Origin of the sequence: Streptomyces sp. NPDC046859 (assembly GCF_040645135.1) — a bacterium.
Classification (GTDB): domain Bacteria; phylum Actinomycetota; class Actinomycetes; order Streptomycetales; family Streptomycetaceae; genus Streptomyces.
The window spans coordinates 29,192-54,107 of record NZ_JBEYXR010000021.1 but is presented as its reverse complement, the minus strand read 5'-3'; the positions used below and the strand labels follow the sequence as shown (position 1 = coordinate 54,107).

The following is a 24,916-nucleotide window of genomic DNA, read 5'->3' as shown; positions in this document are numbered from 1 at the left end:
GCCCCACCGAGGGAGATCGCGTCATGACGGAGACGACGACCGGCACCGGCCTGCCGAAGGGGTTCCGGGGCGCCGAGCAGGGCTGGCCGGAGCTGTCGCGCATACCCCACCCCCCGTACCGCGTCCCGCTGCTCGGCGATGTGGTCGGCGCCGGCCGGCACACCCCGCTGCAGGACTCGCTGCGCCTCGCGCGGCGGCTCGGGCCGATCTTCCGGCGCCGGGTGCTCACCAAGGAGTTCGTGTTCGTGGCGGGCGCCGCGCTCGCCGCCGACATGGCGGACGAGTCCCGTTTCGCCAAGCACGTCGGCCTGGGCATCGCCAATCTGCGGCCGGTCGCCGGCGACGGCCTGTTCACGGCGTACAACCACGAGCCCAACTGGCAGCTCGCACACGATGTCCTGGCCCCGGGGTTCAGCCGGGAGGCCATGGCGGGGTACCACCCGATGATGCTCGACGTGGCCGGCCGGCTCATGGACCACTGGGACCGGGCGCAGGAGGCCGGGCGGACGGTCGACGTGCCCGGCGACATGACCCGACTGACCCTGGAGACCATCGCCCGCACCGGGTTCGGCCATGACTTCGGCTCCTTCGAGCGGTCCCGGCCGCATCCCTTCGTGACGGCGATGGTGGGCACCCTCACCCACGCCCAGCGCCTGAACGCCGTACCGGTGCCGTGGCTGCTGCGGCGGGCCGCGCGGCGCAACGACGCCGACATCGCGTTCCTGAACCACACCGTCGACGAGCTGGTCCGCGCGCGGCGGGAGAACGGGCCCGGGGACGGGGACCTGCTGGACCGCATGCTCGCGACCGCGCACCCGGAGACGGGCGAGCGGCTCTCCGCGCTCAACGTCCGCCGCCAGGTGATCACCTTCCTCGTGGCCGGTCACGAGACCACGTCGGGCGCCCTGTCCTTCGCGCTGCACTACCTCGCCCGGCACCCCGACGTCGCGGCCCGCGCCCGCGCCGAGGTGGACCGCGTCTGGGGCGCCGCGCGGACGCCCGGGTACGAACAGGTCGCCCGGCTGCGTCAGGTGCGCCGGGTGCTCGACGAGGCACTGCGGCTGTGGCCGACGGCGCCCGCGTTCGCCCGGGAGGCCCGCGAGGACACCGTGCTGGGCGGCACGCATCCGATGCGACGGGGCGCCTGGGCGCTGGTGCTCACGCCGACGGTGCACCGCGACCCGGAGGTGTGGGGCGCGGACGCGGAGCGCTTCGACCCCGACCGGTTCGCCCCGCAGGCGGTGCGGACCCGGGCGCCGCACACCTTCAAGCCGTTCGGGACGGGCGCGCGGGCGTGCATCGGGCGGCAGTTCGCGCTGCACGAGGCGACCCTCGTGCTGGGCCTGCTGCTGCGCCGGTACGACTTCCACGGCGATCCCGGCTACCGGCTGCGGGTCACCGAGCGGCTGACCCTGATGCCTGAGGGACTGCGGCTGCGCCTGGAACGGCGGACGCCCGCCCCCGCGGCCGTCCAGGACTCCGCGGCCGTCGAGGACGAGGGATCAGCCCCGCGCTGTCCAGTGGGCCGGACGGGAGACTGAGCCGGGCAGCCGGGTCCCCGCGCTCCCGCGCGCCGCCTCGACCTGCGGCTGGGTCAGGAAGAAGGCGTCCGTCAGATCGGCGTCCGTGAGGTCGGTGTCGCGCAGGTCCGCGCCGATGAGGTCCGCTCCGCGCAGATCGGCACCGGTCAGATCGGCCGCGATGAGGTAGGCGCCGCGCAGGTCGGCCCCGCGCAGATCGGCGCCCCGGAGGCGGGCACCCACCAGGTCGGCGCCCCGGCGGTTCTTCCCGCGCCCGCGGACCCCCGCGCGGGCCAGCTCGCTCGTCCTGAGCAGCAGCGCGTTCACCCGCTGCCGGTGGGCGGCGACGTCGAGTGCGGCCAGTTCCTCCGGGGTACCGAGGGTGAGTGCCTCGGTGGTGTCCAGGAGGGCGCGCAGGTCGGCGCGCAGCGGGCGGGCGGCGGGCAGGGACAGGGCCTCGGTCAGGTACCGGAGCAGTTCATGCAGCCCGCGGACGACGGGGAACACGTCGGACATCCGCCGGGCGCGGTCGGCGGGGCCCGTGCGCCAGTCCTCCCCGGCGAACGTGACCTGCGAGACCTTCTGCCCGGCGCCGAAGCAGTCGTAGACCGTGCACCCGGAGAAGCCCTTGTCCCGCAGCCGGTCGTGGATGCCGCAGCGGTGGTCGTCGAGGAGGTTGCGGCAGGGCGTCCCGGCGGCCTTGTCCACCGCGAAGTCCGCGGAGACGGAGAAGGGCAGCGCCACACAGCACAGCCCGAAACAGTTTCCGCAGTCGCCGCGCAGCTCGGCGAGGGCACGGGGATGATCTTGCATACCATCATCCTAGGCGCCGCGGCGAAGACGCAGGTGCGTCGATGTGGTGCCGCGCTCGCCGATGCCGCTCGAACTCGGCGCCGTCCGCCTGACGTTGCGTCCGTGGACCGGTGCCCGGCGTCGACGCCCGTCGCGCGCTCGTCGCCGGACGGCCCCTGCCGTGACGGGCCCGCGCCGCAGGGCGGAACGGCCTCAGCCGCGGGAGAAGAGTTCGAACGCGACCGCCGGGCGGCCGCCGAACCGCTCGCCCGTCGCGGTGGCGTTCGCGGTGAGGAAGCGGCGGGCGTACGTCTCCGGGTCCTCGTCCGTCAGCACCTCGATGTACGTGCGGTGTTCCAGCAGGGAGCGCACCGCGCGGTCGAGGCCGGCTGTGGCGTCCACCGCGTGGGTGGGCGAGCTGGAGCCGGCGACCGCGACCCAGCGGACGCCGTCCCACGGGGCGAGCCCCTGCTCGGTGAGCTCGGGGAAGATCCAGCGGTTGCCGGCGTCGCCCGCCGCGTCCAGGGTGGCCCGGCCGACCGCCACATGGTCCGGGGTGTTCCAGGCGACGCCGCCCCAGGTGTCCCGGTGGTTGAGGGTGATCACCAGCTCGGGGCGGTGGCGGCGGATCGCGGCGGCGATGTCGCGGCGCAGCGCGGTGCCGTACTCGATCACGCCGTCCGCGTGGTCCAGGAACTCGACCGCCGTGACACCGACGACCGCGGCACTGGCCCGCTGCTCGCGCTCGCGCAGCGGGCCGCACTGCTCCGGCTCCAGGGTGTCGATGCCGGCCTCGCCGCGGGTCGCGAGGACGTAGGCGACCTCGCGGCCCGCGTCGGTCCAGGCGGCGACGGCGGCGGAGCAGCCGTATTCCAGGTCGTCCGGGTGGGCGACGACGGCGAGGGCCCGCCGCCAGTCCTCCGGCATCGGCTGCAGCTGAGGGGGCGTCGGCTCGGTCATGCCCGCACCCTGGTACGCGAGTTGCGCGTCACGCCTCGTCACGGGTGAGGGCGAGCAGCCGGTCCAGCACCCGGGGGCCGCCGGCGCGGACGCCGTCGTGCTCGAACTCGTCGGTGACCCAGGTGCGCAGTCCGCGGATGGCGCGGGCGGTGGCCAGGGAGTGCGCGGTGTCGACGTACATGTCGTCGTGGTAGACGGCCGCCGCCACCGGCACCTCGTTGAGGGTGAGACGCGCCGGGTCGTACAGGGGCGTCCAGTCGGTGCGGGCGGCGAGGATCTCGGCGGTCTCGCGCAGCGGGCGCAGCGCCGGGTCGCAGTCGAACATCCAGGGGTGAATCGATTCACCGGTGAAGAGCAGCGGCCCGTCCCCGGCGAGCGTCTTCGCCGCGTCGAACTGCGGGAACTCGGCGCGCACCCGCTCGGCGGCCCAGGCGGTGGGCCGGGTGTCCTGGGCGTAGACCGCCTCGTGGACGAGCGCGTACAGCGGATGCCCGGCGTACGACAGCAGGCCCTGGACCTCCTCCTGGAAGGTGTCCGACAGGACGGTCCCGCTCGGGGTGCGGACGAAGGCGTCCTCCAGCAGGTAGTGCAGCCGGTGGCTGCCCTCACTGCCGCCGAGGAGGATGCCGAGCGACTGGAAGGCCTCGGCGGTGAGGCGGTAGCCGTTCGGCAGGACGACGTCATGGGCGAGGAGGTGGTCGGCGATCCGGCGGGCCCGCTCGACGTCCTGCGGGTAGCGGGCGTAGTGCGCGGCGACCTTGCGCTCGATGCGCGGGTAGGCGGCCCGGTAGACGTCGTCGGCGTGCGCGTCCAGGGAGGGCAGTCCGCCGGTGACGACGGCGGCGGTCAGGGTCTCGGGAGCGGTGGAGAGGTAGGTGACCGTGCAGAAGCCGCCGAAGCTCTGGCCGAGGACGGTCCAGGGGGCGCCGCCGGTCACCTCCCGGCGGATCAGCTCGCAGTCGCGGACGATCGAGTCGGCGCGGAAGTGCGTGAGGTGGTCGGCCTGTTCGGCGGGGCCGCCGCGCAGCGGGAGCGTCTGGCGGTTGGCGGGCGTGGAGTGCCCGGTGCCGCGCTGGTCGAGCAGCAGGACCCGGAACTCCCTGAGCGCGCGGCCGAGCCAGGCGGCCTTGCCGACGAAACGGTTCGCGCCGAAGCCGGGGCCGCCCTGGAGGTAGACCAGCCACGGGAGGTCCTGGTGCGCCTTGTCCCCGGCGACGACCTCCCGGGCGAAGAGCTCGATCGTCTCCCCCGTGGGGTGGGCGTGGTCGAGCGGCACGGTGAAGCGGCGGTCGGTGAGAACGACGCCGGGCTGGCGGTAGCTGACGGACAACGGTGCTCCCGGGACGGAGATTTTTTCGGGCCGCGTCCCAGTTCAGCACATGTTCCTCCGCCGGGGAGCCCCCAGATCATGAAATCGTACTGAACGGCGGATCAGCGGACGGCGAGCACGGCCGCCGCGGCGGCGAACTCGATGTCGTCGTAGCCGACGACGGCCAGGTCGCCGGGGATGCCGACGCCGGCCGCGTGCGTGGCCCGGAGCACGCCGAGGCGAGCAGGTCGTTCGCGCAGAAGACGGCGGTCGGCCGGTCCGCGAGGCCGAGCAGGTGCGCCCCGGCCTCGCGGCCGGCGGCGGCGCCGAGCCGTTCGGTGGGCAGCTCCCGCAGATGCTCGGGTCCGAGGCCGGCCTCCTCCAGGGCCTTCAGGGCGCCGGTGCGGCGCTCGCGGTCGCCGTGCGGGTCCACGCACAGGTGCGGTCGGCCGCCGGCACGGATCACGTCGGCGGTCGAGCCCGGCGGGGGCGCGGCGCGCTGGGCCGGGGCGGAGGCCGGGCTCGCCAGGGCGTGAGCGGGTCTCCCCGCGAGCGTGCCACCGCACTACCCTGCACTCGTCCGATGACCGACTCCGAGGAGCCGCGATGCGTGTCGCCCTGTTCCTGACCTGTGTCAACGACACGCTCTATCCGGACACGGGGCGGGCCGTGGTGAAACTGCTGACCAGGCTGGGTGTCGAGGTGGACTTCCCGATGGCGCAGACCTGTTGCGGGCAGGCGCACTACAACACCGGTTACCGGCATCAGGCCGAGCCGCTGGCCCGGCAGTTCTCCGATGTCTTCGGGGAGTACGACGCGATCGTCACCCCGTCGGGGTCGTGCGGGGCGATGGTGCGGGAGCTGTACCCGCGGATGGGCGAGCGGGCCCGGGCCGAGGGGCGCGGCGACTCGCTCGCGGCCACGCTGGCCCCGGTGGTGCCCAAGACGTACGAGCTGACGGAGTTCCTGGTGGACGTGCTGGAGGTGACGGACGTCGGCGCGTACTACCGGCACCGGGTGACGTACCACCCGACCTGCCACGGGCTGCGGTCGCTGGGGCTCGGCGAGCGGCCGCTGCGGCTGCTGCGGGCCGTCGAGGGCCTGGAGCTGGCCGAACTGCCGGGCGCGGACGAGTGCTGCGGCTTCGGCGGCACGTTCGCGCTGAAGAACTCCGACGTCTCGGCGGCGATGGGCGCGGACAAGGTGCGCAACGCCGAGTCGACGGGCGCCGAGGTGCTGTGCGCGGCCGACAACTCCTGTCTGATGCACATCGGCGGCACGATGGCGCGGCTGCGCACGGGGATGCGGCCGGTGCACATCGCGGAGATCCTGGCGAGCACGAAGGAGGACCCGGCCGTATGAGTGGCACGTTCGTCGGGATGCCGGCGTTCCCCCGAGCCGCCCGCGAGGCGGTGCACGACGCGACGCTGCGGGGCAATCTGCGGCACGCCACGCACACCATCCGCGCCAAGCGCGCCAAGGCGGTCGCGGAGGTGCCGGACTGGGCCCGGCTGCGGGAGGCGGGCAAGCGGATCAAGGACCACACGCTGCGTCATCTCGCCCGCTATCTGGAGCAGTTGGAGGCGTCGGTGACAGCGGCCGGCGGCACCGTGCACTGGGCGGCGGACGCGGAGGAGGCCAACCGGATCGTGGCGGGCCTGGTGAAGGCGACCGGCGAGTCGGAGGTCGTCAAGGTCAAGTCGATGGCCACCCAGGAGATCGGGCTGAACGAGGCGCTGGAGGCGGAGGGCATCCGCGCCTACGAGACTGATCTCGCCGAGCTGATCGTGCAGTTGGGCAAGGACCGGCCCTCGCACATCCTCGTCCCGGCGATCCACCGCAACCGGGCCGAGATCCGGGACATCTTCCGCAGCGAGATGGGCGCGTGGGGCCGCCCCGCCCCGGAGGGGCTGACGGACACGCCCGCCGAGCTGGCCGAGGCGGCCCGGCTGCATCTGCGGGAGAAGTTCCTGCGGGCGAAGGTGGGGATCTCCGGCGCGAACTTCATGGTGGCCGAGACCGGCACCCTGGTCGTCGTGGAGTCCGAGGGCAACGGGCGGATGTGCCTGACGCTGCCCGAGACGCTGATCTCGGTCGTCGGCATCGAGAAGATCGTGCCCACCTGGCGTGACCTCGAGGTGTTCCTGCAGACGCTCCCCCGCTCCTCCACCGCCGAGCGCATGAACCCGTACACCTCGATGTGGACCGGGACGACCGACGAGGACGGGCCGCGCTCCTTCCATCTGGTGCTGCTCGACAACGGGCGCACCGACACGCTCGCCGACGAGGTGGGGCGGCAGGCGCTGCGCTGCATCCGCTGCTCGGCCTGCCTGAACGTGTGCCCGGTGTACGAGCGGGCCGGCGGGCACGCCTACGGCTCGGTCTACCCGGGCCCGATCGGCGCCATCCTCAGCCCGCAGCTGCGCGGCACGGCCGCCGCGATCGACGCGTCGCTGCCGTACGCCTCGACGCTGTGCGGCGCCTGCTACGAGGTGTGCCCGGTCGCCATCGACATCCCCGAGGTGCTGGTGCATCTGCGGGAGCGGGTCGTCGAGGGCGGCCAGGTGACCTCGCGGGGCGACAAGGTGGTCCTCAAGCCCGCGAAGGGACACGCGGCGGAGCGTGCGGCGATGCGGGCGGCACGCTGGGCGTTCAGCCACCCGGGCGCCCTGCGCACCGGCCAGCGGCTCGCCTCGCGCACCCGGCGGCTGCATCCGCGGACGCTTCCCGGCCCCGGCCGGGCGTGGAGCGGGACGCGCGATCTGCCGGAGGTGCCCGCGGAGCCGTTCCGGGACTGGTGGCGGCGGACGAACGGCGGAAAGGACGGGGCGAAGTGAGCGCCAGGGAGCGGATTCTGGGCCGGGTGCGGCGGGCGCTGGCGGACGTGCCGCGCGAGGAGCCGCCGTACGAGGAGGCGGTGCCGCGCGACTATCTGCACGAGCACGGACGGCGTGGCGTCGAGGAGACGGTGGGCCTGCTGGCCGAGAACCTGGCGGACTACCGGGCGATCGTGCACCGGGCGGACGAGAGGGAACTGCCGGAGCTCCTCCGCCGGTTGCTGGACGAACAGGGGTCCGCGCAGGTGCTCGTACCGCCCGGGCTGCCGTCGGAGTGGCTGCCGGCGGCCGGTCCCCGCCGTGTCGAGGACCTGGCCGGGAGCACGCCGCACGAGCTGGACCGGGTGGGGAGCGTGGTCACCGGGTGCGCGGTCGCCGTCGCCGAGACGGGCACGATCGTCCTGGACGGCTCTCCCGACCAGGGCCGTCGCCGCATCACCCTCGTCCCCGACCATCACATCTGTGTCGTCCGCGTCCCGGAGCAGGTCGTGTCGTCCGTCCCGCAGGCGCTCGCGCGGCTCGACCCGGCGCGTCCCCTGACATGGATCTCCGGTCCTTCGGCGACCAGCGACATCGAACTCGACCGGGTGGAGGGGGTGCACGGTCCGCGCACCCTGGAGGTGGTGCTGCTGGGCTGACGGCCCGCCGCTCCGTCAGGCCAGGCCGGAGGCGTCGAGGAGCAGCGTCACGGTGTCCGTGGTCAGCCCGTCCAGGGTCTCGACACGGGCCCCCGCCCGGGCGTTGGCTCCGTCGAAGACCAGCATGAGCTGCCGGGACAGCAGCTCAGGGTCGCGAGCGCCGCCCTGGTCGGCCAGGGCGCGGAAGTGGTCCCTCATCCAGTCCTTGGCGCCCCGGGCGACCACGCTGGCCGGGTGCTCGGGGTCCTTCAGCTCGACCAGCGCGGCGAGGTAGGGGCAGCCCTGGTAGGTGGGCTGGGCCGCGCTCTTCTCCAGGCGCTCGAACACGTGCAGGATGCGCTCGCGCGGGGTGCCGGGCTCCTGCTCGGGGAGGATCAGCTGGGCCTCGTATGCGGGGAGCCGGCGCTCCAGGCCGGCCGCCAGGACCTCGTCCTTGGAGGCGAAGAGCTGGTACATGGACCGCTTCGAGACCCCGGCGGCGCGGCAGAGCGCCTCGACGCCGATGGAGACGCCGTCGCGGTAGAAGAGCTCGGACGCCGCGTCGAGGAGCCGGTCCCGGGTGGACGCCTTGTCTGATGTGGCCATACCCGTGAGGGTACCGCGCCGACGACCGGGAGGAAACCGATCGGTGTACCGTCTTCCGGTGCCGGGAACGCGCGTGGCATCATCCACTGAACAAGCGCTTGGACAGCTCCCCCCGGAGGCCCCCGTTGTTCACTTCCGTCGACGACGTCTCCGCGCGTCTGGCCGCGACCGGCTACCTCGCCTCGCCCGCCGTGGCCACGACCGTCTTCCTCGCCGACCGGCTCGGCAAGCCCCTGCTGGTCGAGGGCCCGGCCGGGGTGGGCAAGACGGAGCTCGCCAAGGCCGTCGCCGAGGTGGCGCAGGCCCGGCTGGTCCGGCTCCAGTGCTACGAGGGGGTCGACGAGTCCCGGGCGCTGTACGAGTGGAACCACGCCAAGCAGCTGCTGCGCATCAGCGCGGGCCGCGACGAGACGTGGGACGAGACCCGCACGGACATCTTCAGCGAGGAGTTCCTGCTCACCCGCCCGCTGCTGACGGCCATCCGGGGCGACGACCCGAAGGTGCTGCTGATCGACGAGACCGACAAGGCCGACGTCGAGGTGGAGGGCCTGCTGCTGGAGGTGCTCAGCGACTTCCAGGTGACCGTCCCGGAGCTCGGCACCATCACCGCGACCCGCCGGCCCTTCGTGGTCCTCACCTCCAACGCCAGCCGGGAGCTGTCCGAGGCCCTGCGCCGCCGCTGCCTGTTCCTGCACATCGGCTTCCCGGACGAGGAGCTGGAGCGCCGGATCGTCCGGCTGAAGGTGCCGGGGCTCGACGAGGCGCTGGCCCGCTCGGTCGTCCGGGTCGTCGGCGCGCTGCGGGCCATGGACCTGCGCAAGGTGCCGTCCGTCGCCGAGACCATCGACTGGGCGCGCACGCTGCTCGCCCTCGGCGCGGGCACGCTGGACGAGGCGGTCGTGCAGGCCACCCTCGGGGTGCTGCTCAAGCACCAGGACGACGTGCTCAAGGCGACCGCCAAGCTCGACCTGGACGCCCTGTGACCACGCCCGCGGGGGTGGCCGAGCGGTTGACGTCCCTGGTGGGGGCGTTGCGGGCGCACGGCGTGCAGATCGGCACGGGCGAGAGCGTGGACGCCGCCCGGGCCATGGAGGCGCTCGGCCTCGCGGACCGCGAGCTACTGCGGGAGGGCCTGGCCGCGACCCTGCTGCACGGCACCGGGCAGCGGCAGGTGTTCGACCCCGTCTTCGACCTGTACTTCCCGCGCGGGGTCGGGGGCCCGGAGCAGCCGGCGGTGGGCCGCGAGGACCTGCGGGAGCGGCTGGCGGCCGCGCTCGCCGCCGACGACCGTGCGCTGATGCTGCGGCTCGCCGCCGAGGCGGTCGACGGGTTCGGCGGCTACGGTTCGGCGCCGGAGTCGGACGGCTGGTCGTCGTACCAGACGCTGGAGCGGGTGCGTCCGCAGACGCTGATGGCGCGTGTCCGCGACGACGTGCGGGCGCGGGGCGGCGCTCCGGGGTTCACCGACCGGCTCCTAGAGGACGAGGTGCGGCGCCGTATCGACGCCTTCCGGGCGATGGTGGCCGCCGAGGCGCGGCGCCGGGTGGCCGAGCGGCGCGGCCGGGACGAGATCGCGCGGCGGGCGGTGCGGCCGACCGCGGACCGGGTCGACTTCCTGTTCGCCGGCCGCACCCAGCTGGCCGAACTGCGGCGGACGGTGCAGCCGCTGGCCCGCAAGCTCGCGACGCGGCTGGCCGCCCGGCGCCGGCGGGCCTCCCGGGGCAGCATCGATCTGCGCAGGACCCTGCGGGGTTCGCTGTCCACGGGCGGGGTGCCGATGCGGCCGGTGCTGCGCCGGCGCCGGCCCGCACGGCCCGAACTGGTGCTGCTGTGCGACGTGTCGGGCTCGGTGTCGGGCTTCTCGGACTTCACGATGCTGCTCGTGCAGGCGTTGCACGACCAGTTCTCCAAGGTGCGGGTGTTCGCCTTCGTCAACCGGGTCGACGAGGTGACCGGGCTCCTGGACCACGGGACCGCCGACCCGGAGGGGCTGGGGGCGCGCATCCAGAGCGAGGCGGGCGTCACCGGCTACCACGGCAGCAGCGACTACGGCATGGCGCTGGGCGAGTTCGACGAGCGGTACGCGGAGGCGTTGGGCCCGCGCACCACCGTGTTCGTCCTCGGTGACGCCCGGACGAACATGAGCGACCCGAACCTGGCGGCCGTGCGCCGGATCGCACGCCGGGCGCGCCGCGTGTACTGGCTCAACCCGGAGCAGCGGTCCCGCTGGGGCACCGGCGACTCCGCCGCCCCGGCCTACGCCGAACTGGTGGAGATGCACGAGTGCCGGACCGCCCGGCAGCTCAGCGCCCTGGTGGGGCGCCTGCTGCCGGTGTGATCAGGCGGCGAATCGCGCGTAGAGCGCGCTCGGGTCGGCGGCGAGCCCGGCCTTGACCTGGCGGGAGATGTCGTCGGCCAGCACCTCGAAGGCGTTCGTCTCGATCCCGTCGAGCGCCTGCGCGGCGACGCTGTCGGCGGTGACCTTGGGCGCGTCGATGTGGGCGGTCAGATCGGTGTCGACATAGCCGACGTGCAGGCCGGTGACCTCGATGCCGCGCCCGCGCAGGTCGAGCCGGAGCGAGTTGGTCAGTGACCACAGGGCGGCCTTGGAGGCGCTGTAGGAGTTGGCGAGCCCGATCCACGACAGCACGGAGTGGACGTTGAGGATGTGGCCGCCGCCGTTGCGCTCGATGACGGGGACGAAGGCGCGGGTGACCTGGAGCGGCCCGTAGAAGTTGGTCTCGAACTCGCGCCGGACGTCCTCGACGGGAGCGTCCAGGAACTTGGCGTTCACGGACGCGCCCGCGTTGTTGATGAGCAGGGTGACGTCCTGCGCCTGCTCGGCGGCCGCGGCGACGGACGCGGGGTCGGTCACCTCCAGGGCCAGCGGCACGGCGTCGGGGTGCGTGACGGTGCGCGGGTCGCGGGCGGTGGCGTACACCTTCTTCGCGCCGCGTTCGTACAGGGCGGCGACCAGGGCCCGGCCGATGCCGCGGCTGCCTCCGGTGACCAGGGCGACGGATCCTTCGATGGCGGTCATGGCTCTCTCCTCGGAGCAGGGGTGCGTGTCGTGCCGACCCGCGAGGAAACCGATCGGTTTCCCCTTCTGGCAGCGTAAACCGATCGGTTTTCGAAGGCAAGCGCGGGAGGTCCGTGCCCCTGCCACGGGCCTCCCGGACCCGGGGAGAAATCAGGGTGGGCCCGGATGGTCGGGTCCGGCGTGCCTTCCTACGCTCGGCGTGAGTGGAGGGGGAATCCCATGAAGGCAGTGGTCCAGGACCGGTACGGCCCGGCGGACACCCTGGAATTCACGGACGTCGAGCGGCCGGTGCCGGGCGCCGGCGAGGTGCTGGTGCGGGTGCGAGCCGCGTCCGTCAACGCCTACGACTGGCACTTCATGCGCGGTGACCCGCTGATCGGGCGCGGCACGATGGGCTGGCGCCGGCCCAGGACCCGCATCCGGGGCCGGGACCTCGCCGGCGTGGTGGAGACGGTGGGCGCCGGGGTCTCGGGGCTCGAGCCCGGCGACGAGGTGTACGGCGAGGCCGACGGCACCTTCGCCGAGTTCGTGTGCGCCCGGGGCGACGAGATCGGTCCGAAACCGGCCGGGCTCACCTTCGAGCAGGCGGCGGCCATGCCACTGGCGGGGAACACCGCGCTGATGGCGCTGCGGGACACCGCCCGCGTCCAGGCGGGCCAGACCCTGCTGGTGAACGGCGCCTCGGGCGGCGTCGGCACCTTCGCCGTCCAGCTCGGCAAGGCGTACGGCGCCGAGGTGACCGCCGTTTGCGGCGCGCGTAACACCGATCTGGTCCGCTCACTGGGCGCCGACCACGTCATCGACCGCGCCCAGGAGGACTTCGCCCGGCGCGCCGAGCGCTGGGACGTGGTGCTGGACCTCGTGGGCAACCGCTCGCTCGGGGACCTCCGGCGCGCCCTCGCGCCCACCGGCACCCTCGTCCTGTCCGGCGGAGGCGTCTACGAGGGCGGCAGCGTCGTCGGGCCGATGGCGCTGTTCCTCCAACGGCAGATGGTGGCGCCCTTCGCACGCGGGCAGCGGCTGCTCGACGTCGCCGCCCGGCAGAGCCGCGCCAACCTCGCGGCCCTGCGGGAACTGGCCGAGTCGGGCAGGATCGCCCCGGTCGTCGAGCGGACCTACGAACTGGGCGAGGCGGCCGAGGCGATCCGGTATCTGGAGGTCGAGCACGCGCGCGCCAAGGTCGTCATCACCGTCTGACGGACCGGACCGCGCCCGCCCACCCGCCCGCTACCGCGCACGCGGCCGGGCCGGTCTCCGCGGCGGCCCTGAACACCGCCGTCGGCGGCCGGCCCTCCCCACCCCCATCGCCCGCCCGGCCACCGGGGCCCGCCGGCCGGGACTCAGCGCCCCGGCCCGCACAGCTCGGCGAACCGTCCGGCGTCCACGTTGCCGCCCGAGACGATCACGCCGACCCGGCGCGGGAGCGGTCCGGTCCGGCCGGTGAGGAGGGCGGCGAGCGGGGTGGCGCCGCTCGGCTCGACCACGATCTTCAGGCGCTCGAAGGCGAACCGCATCGCGTCGCGGATCTCGTCGTCGCCGACCAGCACGATGTCGTCGACGAGCCGCCGGTTCACCGAGAAGGTCAGCTCCCCCGGCGTGTGCACGGCCTGCCCGTCGGCGATGGTGCGGGGCACCGGGACGCTGACGCGCCGCCCCTCGGCGAGCGACCGCCGGGTGTCGTCCCCGGCCTCCGGCTCGACCCCGGTCATGCGGATGCCCGGGTACTGGGCCTTGGCCGCCGTGGCGCTGCCGGCCATCAGCCCGCCGCCGCCGACCGGCACCACCAGCATGCCCAGCTCCCCCACCTCCTCGAGGAGTTCCAGAGCGGCGGTGCCCTGCCCGGCCATGATGTGCGGGTGCTCGTACGGCGGGATCACGGTCAGGCCCCGCTCGGCGGCCAGCGCCTCGGTGATCGCCACCCGGTCGCCGGTGTAGCGGTCGTAGGTGACGACCTCGGCGCCGTAGTCCTCGGTCGCGGCCCGCTTCGAGGGCGGGGCGTCCTCGGGCATGACGATCACCGCGGTGGTCCCGAGCTCGCGGGCGGCGAGCGCGACGGCCTGGGCGTGGTTCCCGGACGAGTAGGCGGCGACGCCCCGGGCGAGCTGCCCGGGACTCAGCCGGGACGCCGCGTTGTAGGCGCCGCGGAACTTGAAGGCCCCGACCCGCTGGAGGTTCTCGCATTTCAGGAGAACCTCGGCGCCGACGCGTTCGTCGAGGACGCGTGAGCGCAGCACCGGGGTTCGGTGGGCGACGCCCGCGAGGCGCGCGGCCGCGTCACGGACGTCGTCCAGGGTGACCGTCGGGGTGGTGGTCGTCACGCGTGTCCTCCAGGGGGTGAGGTCGGTCGTGCCCGCCGCCCCCGACCCTACGTCCGCTCCTCCACCAGTTGAGGGCCGTCGTTCCGGACGTTGTTGACCGCCGTGGAGACGGGGCGGGCGGCGAGCCGGCCCTCCGCCGGCTGGACCAGCAGGGCACGCAGGTCGTCCGTGGACTCGTGCCGCGGGTCGAGCCAGGCGTCGTAGTGGTCGGGCGGGAGGGCCAGCGGCATACGGGGGTGGACGCGCCCGGCGGCGTCGGTGGCGTCGGTGGTGATGATGGTGCAGCTCAGCAGCCAGGCGGCCGGGTCGTCGTCGTCCTTGACGGCCGGGTCGCGCCAGAACTCGTACAGTCCCGCGAGGGCCAGGACGCTCCCGTCCTCCGGGTGGATGTAGTAGGGCTGTTTGCGGACCTTCCCCGACGCGTCGTCCCGGATCTGGTCCCACTCGTAGAAGCCGTCCGCGGGGATCAGGCAGCGGCGTTTGACGAACGCGCGCCGGAAGGCGGGCTTCTCGTGGACGGTCTCCACGCGTGCGTTGATGAGCCGGGCGCCCGCCTTCACGTCCTTCGCCCAGGACGGCACCAGGCCCCAGCGCAGCGGCCGCAGCACGCGCGCCGCCGGGGCGTCCTCGCCGGCCCCGCGCGGCCGGCGTTCCAGGACCGCCCACACGTCGTCGGTCGGGGCCACGTTCCAGCTGGGTTCAAGGGCCTCCTCCGGGTGCCACTCGGCCACCTGGAACAGCTGTGCCAGGTCCTGGGGGCTGCGGGTGGAGGCGTAACGACCGCACATGGGGCCACTGTGCCACGGGCCCGGCACCCGGACCTGATGAGCGGAAAGGCTCATGGGCCGCGGCGCGGGTCTCCCGCCGGACCGCCGGAGCCTGCTGCCCCGCGCCGACGCAGGCCGGCCGGGCCGCCGGGTGCGGGGACCCCGGTGCCGGGGCGGTACGCGGGAGGGGTTCCCGGTGCCATGCGGGAGCCGGACCTGTCCGAGGTCGTGGAGGGCCGGCGCCTGCCCCGACCCTCCTTGACCGGGGCTCAGGCGCGCAGCGTGCGCGACGGGCTGGTGCCGTACATGTCCCGGTAGAGGGAGGCGAAACGTCCCGGGTGCGGGAAGCCCCAGCGGGCGGCGACGGCACCCACCGACGTGTCGTCACCCGGTCCGGCCGCCAGCAGCTCGCGGTGGGCGTGGCTGAGCCGGACCTGCCGCACATAGCCGAGCGGCGTGGTGTCCAGGTGCCGGCGGAACGCGTACTGCAGCGTCCGGATGGTGACGTGGGCGGCGGCCGCGATGTCGGCGACGGAGATCGGCTCGTGCGCGTGGTCGTCCACGAAGGCGATGGCGCGCCGGAGCGTCGCCGAGTGGGCGTCGACGCGGTCCTGGGCGGTGGGGTCGGTGCGCGCGTTGCTCGGGAAGGCCGCCAGGACGTTGGCGGCGAGCAGCTGGGTGCCGGCCGACACGACCAGGGGCTCGGCGGCGGCGTCCGGGGCGCCCAGCACATGGTCGCGCAGATAGACGATCGTGCGCTTCAGCCGCTCGGCGGCGGCCGGGGTGTGCGGCCGGTGCCCGGTGAGCCGGACGGGCTCCAGCAGCGTCTTCCCGGAGCCGGCGGCGACCTGGTCGAGCAGGCCGGGGTCGAGCATGGTGATGTTGTAGCGGGCGTTGTCGATCCGGCCCACGTACGGCAGGTCCGGCGGCGCGAACATCACCACGTCACCGGGGCCGAAGTCGTCCCGGACGCCCTGGAAGACGTGGTCGCGGACGGCGCCCTCGCGGACGACGCACAGGCAGATCCGGCCGAGCGGGGCCACCGAGTACGTCATCTCGAAGTCGAGGTCGAGCTCGTCCACGCTCACCGACGGGCCGGCGTCGCGGTGGATGCGCGCCCTGCTGGACTCGGGGGTGCTGCTGCCGATGCTCATCCGGGCGTAGGCACGGCAGAGGAACTCCTCGGTCGCCTCGAGGTCATCACTGTCGAAGGTCAGCGAACCCATGAGAACCTCCTGCCCCGAATCGACGCCGTCACCGGTCCGGGCGACGAGTTGCTCCGACTTCGAAGCATTCGTGTTTCGTTTTTCGTACAGCCGTCACTGCGACGATTCGTTCACCGCACCCTCTTCGGCGCCGATCGGGGGCAGCGTGTCAGTAACGGCACGACTGACCTTCCGGAGAGCCATTTCGCCATGTCGGAGCAGGTGGAGAGCGACGAGACGATCGCGGCGCTGCGAGCTGAGGTGGCGCAGCTCCAGCATGCCGTCTTCTCGCACGCGATCGTGGACCAGGCGATCGGCGTGGTGGTGGCCTACGGCGGGGTGCGCCCCGACACGGCCTGGGACGTCCTCAAGGAGATCTCCCAGCACACCAACACCAAGCTGCGGGAGGTGGCCGAGCACGTGGTGCGCTGGCCGCACGACGGGCAGCTTCCCAAGGACCTGCGCGATGCTCTGACGACCGCGGTGGCACGGGTGAACTCACGCCGTGGGGCCGAAGAGCCGACCAGCTCCTGACCGGCCCGCCGCCGGGTTCACGGGCGGCGCCAGGAGTCGTCCGGCAGGTGCGAGCCGGCCTGAGGGCCCATGCGCAGCATGCCGCCGTCGACCGCCCACGAGGCACCCGTGACATAGGACGCGTCCGGGCCGGCGAGGAACGCGATCACGGCCGCGACCTCCCGGGCGTCGCCGGGCCGGCCGAGCGGGATGCCCGGTCGGCGCTCAGCGGAGACGTCGGTGTCGGTCTGGCCGGTCATCGGGGTGGCGATCTCGCCGGGCGCGACCGCGTTCACCGTGATCCCGTGCTCGGCCAGCTCCAGCGCCATCACCTGGGTGAGCAGTCCGAGCCCCGCCTTGGCCGCGCAGTACGGAGCCGCGCCCACCCGCGGCTGGTGCTCGTGGACGCTCGTGACGTTGACGATCCGGCCGCCGCTCCCCTGCCGGATCATGCGCTGGGCGGCCCGCTGACCGCACAGGAAGGGCCCCACCAGGTCGACGTCGAGGACGTCGCGGACCGTGTCGAGGTCCAGCTCCAGGAACGGGGTCATGGTGCCCGTCCCGGCGTTGTTGACCAGTACGTCGATCCGGCCGAGCGCGTCGGCCAGCCGGTCGACGGCGTCGGCGGCGCCGGGCAGCCGGGTGAGGTCCAGCTGCTCGACCGCGGCCCGGCGCCCGACGGCCCGGACCTCGTCGGCCGTGCGCAGCGCCCCTTCACGGTCGCTGTGCCAGGTGATGCCGATGTCCATGCCGGCCTGGGCGAGGCGTACGGCGGTGGCACGCCCGATCCCGGAGTCGGAGCCGGTGACCACCGCCACCGGGGTGACGGCGTCGTCCGGGCTGTCGTCGTGCTGCGATCCCATCGGAACTCCACGTGTCGCGTCCTGCGCCGGCCGGTGCGCGGCCGGCGTCCGAAGGGCACTTCGCGTACCCCGCCCCGCCCGCGCCATACCGGGCGCCCGAGTGGTCACCGGGCCGCGTTTTCGGTGGGGGCCGGCGGGCACCCGGCCCGCATGCATCTGAGTAGCGCCCCGATCGCGGACAGCTCACTGGCCCTGCTGGCCAAGGGATACACCTGGCTCCCGGACCGCCGGCGCCGCACCGCGCGCTCCTTGGTACGCGCGCGGGTGATGGGCCGGCACACGGTCGCCCTGCGGGGGCCGGAGGCGGTGCGGTTCTTCTACGACGAACGGCACGTGGCCCGCCGTCCGGCGCTGCCCGGCCCAGTGCTGAGCACCCTGTTCGGCCACGGCGCCGTGCACACCCTGGACGGCGCGGAGCACCGGGCCCGCAAGGGCATGTTCCTGGACCTGCTCACCGGACGCGAGGCCGTCGCCGGTGTGGTGGAGAGCGTCGGCACGGCCTGGGACGAGGCGGTGCCGACCTGGTGCGCCCGGCCGTCCGTGGTCCTGTTCGACGAGGCGAGCCGGGTGCTCACCCGAGGCGTCTGCCGGTGGGCCGGCATCCCGGTGGACGACGTGGACGGCGTGGCCCGTGACCTGGTCGCCATGGTCGACGGGTTCGCCACGCCCGGGCCTCGGCACTGGCGGGCCCGGCGGGCGCGGTCCCGCAGCGAGGACTGGCTGTGCCGCCTCGTGGAGGACGTGCGCGCGGGTACCGCGACCGCGCCGGCGGGGTCGGCACTGGACGTGGTCGTCCGGCACCGGGACGCGGACGGCCGCCCGCTCGACCCGCACACGGCCGCGGTCGAGCTGCTCAACGTCATCCGGCCGACCGCCGCGGTCACCTGGTTCGTGACGTACGCCGGGCACGCGCTGCACCACCGGCCGGAGATCCGGGAGCGGCTGGCGCAGCACGATCCGGCGTACGCCGTGGCGTTCGCCCACGAGCTGCGGCGCTTCTACCCGTTCGCCCCGTTCGTGGGCGGCCGGGCCACCACCGACCTGGAGTGGGAGGGCGAGCCGATCCCGGCCGGGACCCTGATCCTGCTCGACCTGTTCGGCCAGAACCACGACCCGGACCTGTGGAGCGACCCGTACACCTTCGACCCGGAGCGGTTCGTGGGCCGGGCGCCCCGACGCGACGAGCTGGTGCCGCAGGGCGGCAGCGACCGGGCTGCGGGCCACCGGTGCCCCGGTGAGGACGTCACGGTGGCGCTGCTGTCGGTCCTCGGACCGCGGCTGGCCCGGCTGGAGTACCGGGTGCCCGCACAGGACCTGCGGATCCCGCTCAACCGGCTGCCGTCCCGGGTCCGCAGCGGCCTGGTCCTGGAAGCGGTCCGCGCGCCGGTGCCGGCGTCCAGCGCGGTGCCGGCGTGAGGCGCCGGGAGGTCACCTCCTGAACCTGCTGGGCGTCCACCTCGACGACCACGTGGGGGTGGTCGGCCGACGGCCGGCGTACACCTTGTACGGCCCTATACAGGGACGTGCAGCAGCGCGGCCGGGGTCTCGGCGAGCCCTCGCCGCGAACGCTTCCAGCGCCGCAGCGAGTTCCGGCCCGGCGCTCACACCGGTGCCGGTGCCGTCCCGGCCGTCACCCTGACCCGCTGCCCGTGCCGGCAGGGCACCAGGCGGTCGGAGAGGCCCAGGGACGCCAGCTCGTCCAGGAACGCGCTCAGCGGGGAGCGCATCACCGTGTAGTCGCCGTAGTGCACCGGCAGGACGCGGCGCGGATCGAGGCGGCGGGCCAGTTCGGCGCCCTGGGCACCGTCCATGGTCACCACGAAGCCGCCCGGCAGCGTGGTGCCGCCCAGGTGCAGGACGGCGAGGTCGGCGGCCGGGAAATGCCGGGTGATCTCGTCCAGGCCCTCGTACACGAGGGTGTCGCCTGAGAGGTACAGCCGCAGGCGGACGGGGCCGCCGGCCGAGCCGAACTCCAGCATGCTGCCCATCACCGGGGGCAGCAGTGCCCGCAGAGCGGCGTTGCCCGCGTGCCGGCCCGGCAGCGCCGTGATCCGGACCCGCTCGCGGCCGTTGCCCAGGGTGAGCCCGCGCCAGGTCCGCACCCCCGCCGTGCGGGGGAAGCGGTGCAGGACCCGCAGGCGGCGGGCGGCGTGCGGTGTGGTGACCACCGGCACGGTGTGGTCCAGGTAGCGGCTCGCGCGCCGGTCCCAGTGGTCGCCGTGCAGATGGGAGAGCACGATTCCGTCCAGCCGGGGCAGTTCGCCGACGTCGAGCGCGGGCTCGGTGAGCCGCCGGCTCCTCAGGCCGTACCCGAGGTGGGCGTACTGGCCGCGGTGCAGGAAGTTCGGATCGGTGAGCAGGGTGAGCCCGCCGTAGCGGATCACCAGGGTCGCGTTGCCGACGAAGTGCAGGTCGACCGCGTCGTCGGTGGTGTGGTCGCTGACCGGCGTCATGACCGTCCCGTCCGGCGGGGCCCGGAGGCCGCCCCGCCTCGGCAGGCGTTCCCGAGTCCTCCGGACCCACCGCAGTACCCCCGGCCGGCCCTGATCACTACCCGCGGGTGGCCCCGGTCAGCCGCCCGGCGGTCAGGGCCGCACCGGCCACGGCCGCGACGACGCCCGCCCTGCGCAGGGCGGTCCGCCGGCGTCCGTGCCACCCGCCGTGCGCGGCCCCGTCACCGGGAGCGGGGACGTGCAGCGCGCCGTGCGTCACCGGGGCCTCCTCGTCGTGGTCGAGGTGCCCCTTCTCCGTCTGGCGGGCCATGACCCGCTCGGCGAGGCCCGGCGCCAGCCGCGACTGCCGTACGAGGGCCCGGCCCGCGGCACCCACGACGACCTGGCGGCGGGGGCTGCGGACGAGGCCGACGACGGCCCGGGCGACCCGCTCCGGCGTGTGGACGGGCGGCATCGCGACGATCCTGCGGCCGGTGTGGTTCGCCGCGTGCGCGAAGTGCGGGGTGTCGATGGTCGCGGGCATCACCGTGCAGACGTGGACGTCCTTCACACCCTCGACCCGCAGTTGCTGCCGCAGACTCGCCCCCAGTCCCTGCACGGCGTGCTTCGACATGCTGTACGGATGGCTGTAGGGCTGCGGGACGGCCCCGACGATCGACGAGATGTTGACCAGCGTGCCCGCGCCCTGCTCCCGCATCACGGGCAGCGCCGCCCGGGCGCCGTGCACGTAGCCCATCACGTTGACGTCCAGCACCCGGCGGAAGTCCTCCAGCGGTACGTCCTCGAAGCGGCCGAACGCGTTGACGGCGGCGTTGTTGACCCAGACGTCGATCCGGCCGAACTCCGCCACGGCCGCGCGCGCCAGCCGCTGGACCGCGCCGGCGTCCGTCGTGTCCGTCGGCACGACCAGCGCGCGGGCCCCGCGGTGCCGGCGGCACAGCCGGGCGGTCTCCTCGAGCGCCTCCTCGCGGCGTGCGGCCAGCACCACCGCGCACCCCTTGCGCGCGAAGGCGTCGGCGGTGGCCCGTCCGATGCCGCCCGACGCCCCGGTCACCACCACCACGTGGTCGCGCAGTTTCATGCCGTCCCTCCTCGGTCGACCGCGCCGGACCCTCGTGTCCGGCGCGCGGCCCCACGGGTACCCCCGTCGCCCGGCGCGTGACCGGATCCGGTGCCGCGCGCGCGGCGGCCGGTTTCCGGTGCGGGAACCGCGGCACTCGGCATGTGGTGGGCGTGCGCCCGACGGCGGGCCCGCCACCGTGGAGACGGCGACTCCGGCGACGGGGCGGAACAGAGAGCGATCGATGACGACGATCGGTGTGGAAGAGGAGTACCTGCTGCTCGATCCGGTCACGGGGCTGCCCGTGCCCGCGTCGGACAAGGTCCGCGCGGCGGCGGGCCTCGCGCCCTCCGTGGGCGACCAGGAGGTGCAGAGCGAGCTGTTGCAGGCGCAGGTCGAGGTGGCCACCCCGGTGTGCGAGACGCTGGAGGAGGCGGGTGGGCATCTGCTGCGGCTGCGGCTCGCCGTCGGGGCGGCGGCCGAGCGGCACGGCTGCCGGCTCGCGCCGTGCGGGACGTCGCCGCTGCGGCACGGCCGGCCGGTGGCCGTCACCGACAAGGCCCGCTATCGGGCGATGCGTTCACAGGCCCCGCAGCTGGTGGCGGAGCAACTGGTCAACGGCATGCACGTCCATGTGGCCGTCCCCGGCCGCGAGGAGGGCGTGCAGGTGATGAACCGGCTGCTGGTGTGGCTGCCCACGCTGACGGCCATGGCGGCGAACTCCCCGCTGTGGGACGGCCACGACACGGGTTTCGCGAGCTGGCGCACGGTGGTCTTCAGCCGCTGGCCGGTCAGCGGGATGCCGCCGTACTTCACGGACGTCGCCGACTACGACCGGCGGGTGCAGCGGCTGCTGAAGAGCGGTCTGATCGCGGACATCGGCCAGCTCTACTGGGTGGTGCGCCTGTCGGCCCGCTATCCGACGATCGAGGTGCGCTGCCTGGACGTGCAGCTGCGCCCGGACGACGCCGTGATGTTCGCCGGTCTGGTCCGGGCCCTCGTCCGGACCGAGCTGGAGTCGGTCGAGGCCGGGGCGCCCGCACCCGACGTCGCGCCGGAGCTGCTGCGGGCCGCGCTGTGGCATGCCTCGCGGCACGGTCTGAGCGGCACGCTCGTCGATCCCCACGGCGAGTCCCGGCGCGCCGGTGACGTGCTGTACCAGCTCCTGCGGCATGTCTCGCCGGCCCTGGAGGAGGCCGGGGACACCCGGCTGGTGTCGGGCCTGGTCCACCGGCTCCTGCAGGACGGGACCGGTGCCGACCGGCAGCGCGCCGCGCTGGCCGAGGGGGGCCTGCGGGCGGTGACGCAGCTGATCGTCGGATGAGCGGGGCCGCGCGGCGGGGCCGGCTGCGCTTCGACGGCTGGATCGCCGGTCTGGGCACCGCCTCTGGAGTGCGGGTCGTGGTCGGGCACTGGCCGGCTTCGCCGTTCGGGCCGTTCTCCGACGTCATGCTCGAACGGGCCGACGGGGAGCGGCTGCTGCTGGCGCCCACTCCGGAGACGGCCGACTTCATCGCGTCGACCTACACGTTCGACACCGTGCGGGTCGTCCCGGTCGACGTGACGGTCGCGGGCCGGGTGTGGACGGTCACCGCGGGGCCGTTGCGGCTCCGCTTCGCCACCGGCCGCCGGACCGTGCTGGGGCTGCTCCTGCGCGCGGTCCCGGCGCCGCTGGCCCGGCGTCCCGCCTGGAGCGCCCTGACGGACCGTCCGGCCCGGCTGCTCATGCCCGGTGTGCGGACCCGGGGCAGCGCCGGGGGCGGGCGCCGCGAGTGGTACGGCGCACGGGACCTGCGTCCGGTGACGTCGCTGTCGGCGACCTTCGAGGGCCGCGACCTGGGCGCGTCGGCGCCCGTGGAGCCGCCGGTGCGCTTCGGGTTCGGTTCGGTGCCGCGCCGGCCCGCCGTCACCCGCGTCACGACCACGGTGGAGCTGGGCGCCGGGTGAGGGGTCGCGGTCCGCGTCTCCTCGCCGGGGCGGACCGGGCGGTACGGCCCAGGAGGACGGGCCGGCGCACCGGGTGCCCCCGGGCTCGGAGGAGAGCCTGTCGCCGAAGGGCCGTCAGGGCACACCCGGCACGGCGGGCGTGCCACGCGAGTTACGGCCCCTCCCCTGGTGACCGTCCCCGCGACACGCCGGTGGCCCCCCGGACGGATGGTTGATGGGGCCGTTCGACGCAGAAACGGCCCTCGCCGGGCCGTGCGAACGGGCGGACGGGACTAGGTTCCGCAAAGCTGGTGACCTGTCCCAGCGCGAGCCCCGAGGCCCCCCGGCCGTCAACGCCTGTGCCGATTGCGAGATCTGATGGCGATCCAGACCGAACCCGTGTCCCCCGTGCCCGCGGCGGAACGCCGCAGCAGAGGGGAGGTGATCATCGCCTGGATCACCACGACGGACCACAAGAAGATCGGTCATCTCTACCTGATCACGTCGTTCGCGTTCTTCCTCTTCGCTGGGCTGCTGGCCATGCTGATCCGGGCGGAGCTGGCCCGGCCCGGACTGCAGATCATGTCCAACGAGCAGTACAACCAGTCGTTCACCATGCACGGCACGATCATGCTGCTGCTGTTCGCGACGCCGACGTTCGCCGGATTCGCCAACGCCATCATGCCGTTGCAGATCGGCTCCCCGGACGTGGCGTTCCCGCGGCTGAACATGTTCTCGTACTGGCTGTTCGCGCTCGGCGGGCTGATCGTGCTGGCGGGCTTCCTCACACCCGACGGCGCGGCCGACTTCGGCTGGACGGCCTACACCCCGCTCAGCGGAGGCGAGCGCACCACGCACGTGGGCGGTGACCTGTGGATCATGGGCCTGGCCCTGTCCGGCTTCGGCACGATCCTCGGCGCGGTCAACTTCATCACCACCATCATCTGCATGCGCGCGCCGGGCATGACCATGTTCCGGATGCCGATCTTCACCTGGAACGTGCTGCTCACCTCGGTCCTGGTGCTGCTCGCCTTCCCCGTCCTCGCCGCCGCGCTGCTGGTGCTGGAGGCGGACCGGAAGTTCGGTGCGCAGGTCTTCGACCCGGAGAACGGCGGCGCCATCCTGTGGCAGCACCTCTTCTGGTTCTTCGGGCATCCCGAGGTCTACATCATCGCGCTGCCGTTCTTCGGCGTGGTCACGGAGATCTTCCCGGTGTTCTCCCGCAAGCCGGTCTTCGGCTACATGGGTCTGGTGGGCGCGACCATCGCCATCACCGGTCTGTCCTTGACCGTGTGGGCCCACCACATGTTCGCCACGGGTGCCGTCCTGCTGCCGTTCTTCTCGTTCATGAGCTTCCTCATCGCCGTGCCCACCGGGGTGAAGTTCTTCAACTGGATCGGCACGTTGTGGAAGGGCTCGCTCTCCTTCGAGCCACCCATGCTGTGGGCGGTGGGCTTCCTCGTGACGTTCCTCTTCGGCGGGCTGACCGGCGTCCTGCTCGCCTCGCCCCCGCTGGACTTCCACGTCACCGACTCCTACTTCGTGGTCGCCCACTTCCACTACGTCGTCTTCGGCACGGTCGTCTTCGCGATGTTCGCCGGATTCAGCTTCTGGTGGCCCAAGATGACCGGCACGATGCTCGACGAACGACTGGAGAAGATCCACTTCTGGACGCTGTTCGTCGGCTTCCACACCACGTTCCTGGTGCAGCACTGGCTCGGCGCGGAGGGCATGCCCCGCCGCTACGCCGACTACCTCGCCGCCGACGGCTTCACCGCCCTGAACACCGTGTCGACCATCGGCGCGTTCCTCCTCGGTCTGTCCACCCTGCCGTTCCTGTACAACGTGTGGAAGACGGCCCACTCGGGCGAGCGGGTCGAGGTCGACGACCCCTGGGGGTACGGGCGTTCGCTGGAGTGGGCCACGTCCTGCCCGCCGCCGCGGCACAACTTCACGACGCTGCCGCGCATCCGCTCAGAGTCCCCCGCCTTCGACCTGCACCACCCGGCCGTGGCCGCGCTCGACGAGAAGGAGTACGCCGGCAAGCGCGACGTGCTCGACGCCGAGGGCCACGAGGGTTCGCAGCAGTGAGCAACGGCCGCAACGACGCGCCCGCAGGCGGGGTGGACG

23 protein-coding genes and 1 pseudogene are annotated in these 24,916 nt (G+C 73.8%); 12 read left to right on the top strand and 12 right to left on the bottom strand.

Annotated features, from left to right (window positions below):
• The first annotated feature begins 23 nt into the window (after positions 1–23).
• Complete coding sequence (locus tag ABZ899_RS27020) at positions 24–1,541, top strand: cytochrome P450 (protein ID WP_361350798.1); 1,518 nt, start codon at positions 24–26, stop codon at positions 1,539–1,541.
• On the opposite strand, the gene ABZ899_RS27015 is transcribed toward ABZ899_RS27020, so the two are convergent.
• The 4 genes and pseudogenes from ABZ899_RS27015 to ABZ899_RS27000 form a co-directional block, all read right to left on the bottom strand.
• Positions 1,503–2,333: a pentapeptide repeat-containing protein gene (locus tag ABZ899_RS27015; RefSeq protein WP_361350796.1), complete on the bottom strand. Its 831-nt coding sequence runs from the start codon at positions 2,331–2,333 to the stop codon at positions 1,503–1,505. The genes ABZ899_RS27020 and ABZ899_RS27015 overlap by 39 nt on opposite strands.
• A gap of 192 nt (positions 2,334–2,525) precedes the next feature.
• Entirely contained in the window at positions 2,526–3,272 is a 747-nt protein-coding gene (locus ABZ899_RS27010) for a PIG-L deacetylase family protein (protein ID WP_361350794.1), read from the bottom strand.
• A gap of 28 nt (positions 3,273–3,300) precedes the next feature.
• Positions 3,301–4,602, bottom strand: a complete 1,302-nt coding sequence (locus tag ABZ899_RS27005; protein ID WP_361350793.1) for an alpha/beta fold hydrolase — start codon at positions 4,600–4,602, stop codon at positions 3,301–3,303.
• Between the two features lie 104 nt (positions 4,603–4,706).
• Positions 4,707–4,996: pseudogene (locus tag ABZ899_RS27000) on the bottom strand (substrate-binding domain-containing protein); the annotation flags it as partial.
• A gap of 191 nt (positions 4,997–5,187) precedes the next feature.
• On the opposite strand from ABZ899_RS27000, the gene ABZ899_RS26995 reads away from it, so the two are divergent.
• Genes ABZ899_RS26995 through ABZ899_RS26985 form a run of 3 tightly spaced genes read left to right on the top strand, consistent with a single transcriptional unit; the run spans position 5,188 to position 8,056 of the window.
• Positions 5,188–5,943 (top strand): (Fe-S)-binding protein, encoded by a 756-nt coding sequence (locus tag ABZ899_RS26995; protein ID WP_361350791.1) that lies wholly within the window; start codon positions 5,188–5,190, stop codon positions 5,941–5,943.
• Positions 5,940–7,418 (top strand): LutB/LldF family L-lactate oxidation iron-sulfur protein, encoded by a 1,479-nt coding sequence (locus tag ABZ899_RS26990; RefSeq protein WP_361350789.1) that lies wholly within the window; start codon positions 5,940–5,942, stop codon positions 7,416–7,418. Before ABZ899_RS26995 ends, ABZ899_RS26990 begins: the two co-directional genes overlap by 4 nt.
• A complete protein-coding gene (locus tag ABZ899_RS26985; RefSeq protein ID WP_361350787.1) occupies positions 7,415–8,056 on the top strand; it encodes an LUD domain-containing protein in 642 nt (213 codons plus the stop codon). The genes ABZ899_RS26990 and ABZ899_RS26985 overlap by 4 nt, the downstream gene beginning before the upstream one ends.
• A gap of 15 nt (positions 8,057–8,071) precedes the next feature.
• Here ABZ899_RS26985 and ABZ899_RS26980 read toward each other — a convergent pair whose 3' ends face one another.
• The gene (locus tag ABZ899_RS26980; RefSeq protein ID WP_361350785.1) at positions 8,072–8,641 is read right to left on the bottom strand and encodes a TetR/AcrR family transcriptional regulator; all 570 of its coding nucleotides are present in this window, start codon (positions 8,639–8,641) and stop codon (positions 8,072–8,074) included.
• Positions 8,642–8,766: 125 nt separating this feature from the next.
• On the opposite strand from ABZ899_RS26980, the gene ABZ899_RS26975 reads away from it, so the two are divergent.
• Positions 8,767–9,624 carry a MoxR family ATPase gene (locus tag ABZ899_RS26975; RefSeq protein ID WP_361350783.1) on the top strand — a complete coding sequence of 286 codons (858 nt, stop codon included), beginning with the start codon at positions 8,767–8,769 and terminating at the stop codon, positions 9,622–9,624.
• Positions 9,621–10,979 carry a VWA domain-containing protein gene (locus tag ABZ899_RS26970; protein WP_361350781.1) on the top strand — a complete coding sequence of 453 codons (1,359 nt, stop codon included), beginning with the start codon at positions 9,621–9,623 and terminating at the stop codon, positions 10,977–10,979. The genes ABZ899_RS26975 and ABZ899_RS26970 overlap by 4 nt, the downstream gene beginning before the upstream one ends.
• On the opposite strand, the gene ABZ899_RS26965 is transcribed toward ABZ899_RS26970, so the two are convergent.
• The gene (locus ABZ899_RS26965; RefSeq protein ID WP_361350779.1) at positions 10,980–11,681 is read right to left on the bottom strand and encodes an SDR family oxidoreductase; all 702 of its coding nucleotides are present in this window, start codon (positions 11,679–11,681) and stop codon (positions 10,980–10,982) included.
• 219 nt (positions 11,682–11,900) lie between these two features.
• Here ABZ899_RS26965 and ABZ899_RS26960 point away from each other — a divergent pair, with 219 nt between their 5' ends.
• Positions 11,901–12,878 (top strand): NAD(P)-dependent alcohol dehydrogenase, encoded by a 978-nt coding sequence (locus tag ABZ899_RS26960; protein ID WP_361350778.1) that lies wholly within the window; start codon positions 11,901–11,903, stop codon positions 12,876–12,878.
• Between the two features lie 143 nt (positions 12,879–13,021).
• On the opposite strand, the gene ABZ899_RS26955 is transcribed toward ABZ899_RS26960, so the two are convergent.
• The 3 genes from ABZ899_RS26955 to ABZ899_RS26945 all read right to left on the bottom strand — a co-directional run bounded on the left by ABZ899_RS26955 (position 13,022) and on the right by ABZ899_RS26945 (position 15,992).
• Entirely contained in the window at positions 13,022–13,999 is a 978-nt protein-coding gene (locus tag ABZ899_RS26955) for a pyridoxal-phosphate dependent enzyme (protein ID WP_361350776.1), read from the bottom strand.
• A gap of 47 nt (positions 14,000–14,046) precedes the next feature.
• Entirely contained in the window at positions 14,047–14,787 is a 741-nt protein-coding gene (locus tag ABZ899_RS26950; RefSeq protein ID WP_361350774.1) for an SOS response-associated peptidase, read from the bottom strand.
• A 248-nt stretch (positions 14,788–15,035) separates the two neighbouring features.
• Positions 15,036–15,992, bottom strand: coding sequence for a helix-turn-helix transcriptional regulator (locus ABZ899_RS26945; protein WP_361350772.1), 957 nt, complete (start codon positions 15,990–15,992; stop codon positions 15,036–15,038).
• A gap of 189 nt (positions 15,993–16,181) precedes the next feature.
• On the opposite strand from ABZ899_RS26945, the gene ABZ899_RS26940 reads away from it, so the two are divergent.
• Complete coding sequence (locus ABZ899_RS26940; RefSeq protein WP_361350770.1) at positions 16,182–16,505, top strand: ANTAR domain-containing protein; 324 nt, start codon at positions 16,182–16,184, stop codon at positions 16,503–16,505.
• Positions 16,506–16,522: 17 nt separating this feature from the next.
• Here ABZ899_RS26940 and ABZ899_RS26935 read toward each other — a convergent pair whose 3' ends face one another.
• Positions 16,523–17,347 carry an SDR family oxidoreductase gene (locus tag ABZ899_RS26935; protein WP_361350768.1) on the bottom strand — a complete coding sequence of 275 codons (825 nt, stop codon included), beginning with the start codon at positions 17,345–17,347 and terminating at the stop codon, positions 16,523–16,525.
• Positions 17,348–17,497: 150 nt separating this feature from the next.
• Here ABZ899_RS26935 and ABZ899_RS26930 point away from each other — a divergent pair, with 150 nt between their 5' ends.
• Positions 17,498–18,763, top strand: a complete 1,266-nt coding sequence (locus tag ABZ899_RS26930) for a cytochrome P450 (RefSeq protein WP_361350766.1) — start codon at positions 17,498–17,500, stop codon at positions 18,761–18,763.
• A gap of 185 nt (positions 18,764–18,948) precedes the next feature.
• Here the strand turns inward: ABZ899_RS26930 and ABZ899_RS26925 are convergent, their stop codons facing one another.
• Together ABZ899_RS26925 and ABZ899_RS26920 are read right to left on the bottom strand one after the other, a co-directional pair.
• On the bottom strand, positions 18,949–19,800 hold the full coding sequence (locus ABZ899_RS26925; protein WP_361350764.1) for an MBL fold metallo-hydrolase: 852 nt from the start codon (positions 19,798–19,800) through the stop codon (positions 18,949–18,951).
• 97 nt (positions 19,801–19,897) lie between these two features.
• Positions 19,898–20,881 carry an SDR family oxidoreductase gene (locus ABZ899_RS26920; RefSeq protein WP_361350762.1) on the bottom strand — a complete coding sequence of 328 codons (984 nt, stop codon included), beginning with the start codon at positions 20,879–20,881 and terminating at the stop codon, positions 19,898–19,900.
• Between the two features lie 223 nt (positions 20,882–21,104).
• Between ABZ899_RS26920 and ABZ899_RS26915 the strand changes: the two genes are divergently transcribed.
• The 3 genes from ABZ899_RS26915 to ctaD all read left to right on the top strand — a co-directional run bounded on the left by ABZ899_RS26915 (position 21,105) and on the right by ctaD (position 24,877).
• Positions 21,105–22,184, top strand: a complete 1,080-nt coding sequence (locus ABZ899_RS26915) for a glutamate--cysteine ligase (protein ID WP_361350761.1) — start codon at positions 21,105–21,107, stop codon at positions 22,182–22,184.
• Positions 22,181–22,807: a hypothetical protein gene (locus tag ABZ899_RS26910; RefSeq protein ID WP_361350759.1), complete on the top strand. Its 627-nt coding sequence runs from the start codon at positions 22,181–22,183 to the stop codon at positions 22,805–22,807. The genes ABZ899_RS26915 and ABZ899_RS26910 overlap by 4 nt, the downstream gene beginning before the upstream one ends.
• Positions 22,808–23,164: 357 nt before the next feature.
• The gene (ctaD, locus tag ABZ899_RS26905) at positions 23,165–24,877 is read left to right on the top strand and encodes a cytochrome c oxidase subunit I (RefSeq protein WP_361350757.1); all 1,713 of its coding nucleotides are present in this window, start codon (positions 23,165–23,167) and stop codon (positions 24,875–24,877) included.
• The last annotated feature ends 39 nt before the right edge of the window (positions 24,878–24,916 follow it).

Coding starts and splice junctions, on each gene's coding strand:
- ABZ899_RS26915 (WP_361350761.1), top strand. CDS start 21,105: ATGACGACGATCGGTGTGGAAGAGGAGTACCTGCTGCTCGATCCGGTC.
- ABZ899_RS26950 (WP_361350774.1), bottom strand. CDS start 14,787: ATGTGCGGTCGTTACGCCTCCACCCGCAGCCCCCAGGACCTGGCACAG.
- ABZ899_RS26930 (WP_361350766.1), top strand. CDS start 17,498: ATGCATCTGAGTAGCGCCCCGATCGCGGACAGCTCACTGGCCCTGCTG.
- ABZ899_RS26965 (WP_361350779.1), bottom strand. CDS start 11,681: ATGACCGCCATCGAAGGATCCGTCGCCCTGGTCACCGGAGGCAGCCGC.
- ABZ899_RS26925 (WP_361350764.1), bottom strand. CDS start 19,800: ATGACGCCGGTCAGCGACCACACCACCGACGACGCGGTCGACCTGCAC.
- ABZ899_RS26945 (WP_361350772.1), bottom strand. CDS start 15,992: ATGGGTTCGCTGACCTTCGACAGTGATGACCTCGAGGCGACCGAGGAG.
- ABZ899_RS27020 (WP_361350798.1), top strand. CDS start 24: ATGACGGAGACGACGACCGGCACCGGCCTGCCGAAGGGGTTCCGGGGC.
- ABZ899_RS26940 (WP_361350770.1), top strand. CDS start 16,182: ATGTCGGAGCAGGTGGAGAGCGACGAGACGATCGCGGCGCTGCGAGCT.
- ABZ899_RS26995 (WP_361350791.1), top strand. CDS start 5,188: ATGCGTGTCGCCCTGTTCCTGACCTGTGTCAACGACACGCTCTATCCG.
- ABZ899_RS26990 (WP_361350789.1), top strand. CDS start 5,940: ATGAGTGGCACGTTCGTCGGGATGCCGGCGTTCCCCCGAGCCGCCCGC.
- ABZ899_RS26980 (WP_361350785.1), bottom strand. CDS start 8,641: ATGGCCACATCAGACAAGGCGTCCACCCGGGACCGGCTCCTCGACGCG.
- ABZ899_RS27010 (WP_361350794.1), bottom strand. CDS start 3,272: ATGACCGAGCCGACGCCCCCTCAGCTGCAGCCGATGCCGGAGGACTGG.
- ABZ899_RS26935 (WP_361350768.1), bottom strand. CDS start 17,347: ATGGGATCGCAGCACGACGACAGCCCGGACGACGCCGTCACCCCGGTG.
- ABZ899_RS26960 (WP_361350778.1), top strand. CDS start 11,901: ATGAAGGCAGTGGTCCAGGACCGGTACGGCCCGGCGGACACCCTGGAA.
- ABZ899_RS26920 (WP_361350762.1), bottom strand. CDS start 20,881: ATGAAACTGCGCGACCACGTGGTGGTGGTGACCGGGGCGTCGGGCGGC.
- ABZ899_RS26910 (WP_361350759.1), top strand. CDS start 22,181: ATGAGCGGGGCCGCGCGGCGGGGCCGGCTGCGCTTCGACGGCTGGATC.
- ABZ899_RS27015 (WP_361350796.1), bottom strand. CDS start 2,333: ATGCAAGATCATCCCCGTGCCCTCGCCGAGCTGCGCGGCGACTGCGGA.
- ctaD (WP_361350757.1), top strand. CDS start 23,165: ATGGCGATCCAGACCGAACCCGTGTCCCCCGTGCCCGCGGCGGAACGC.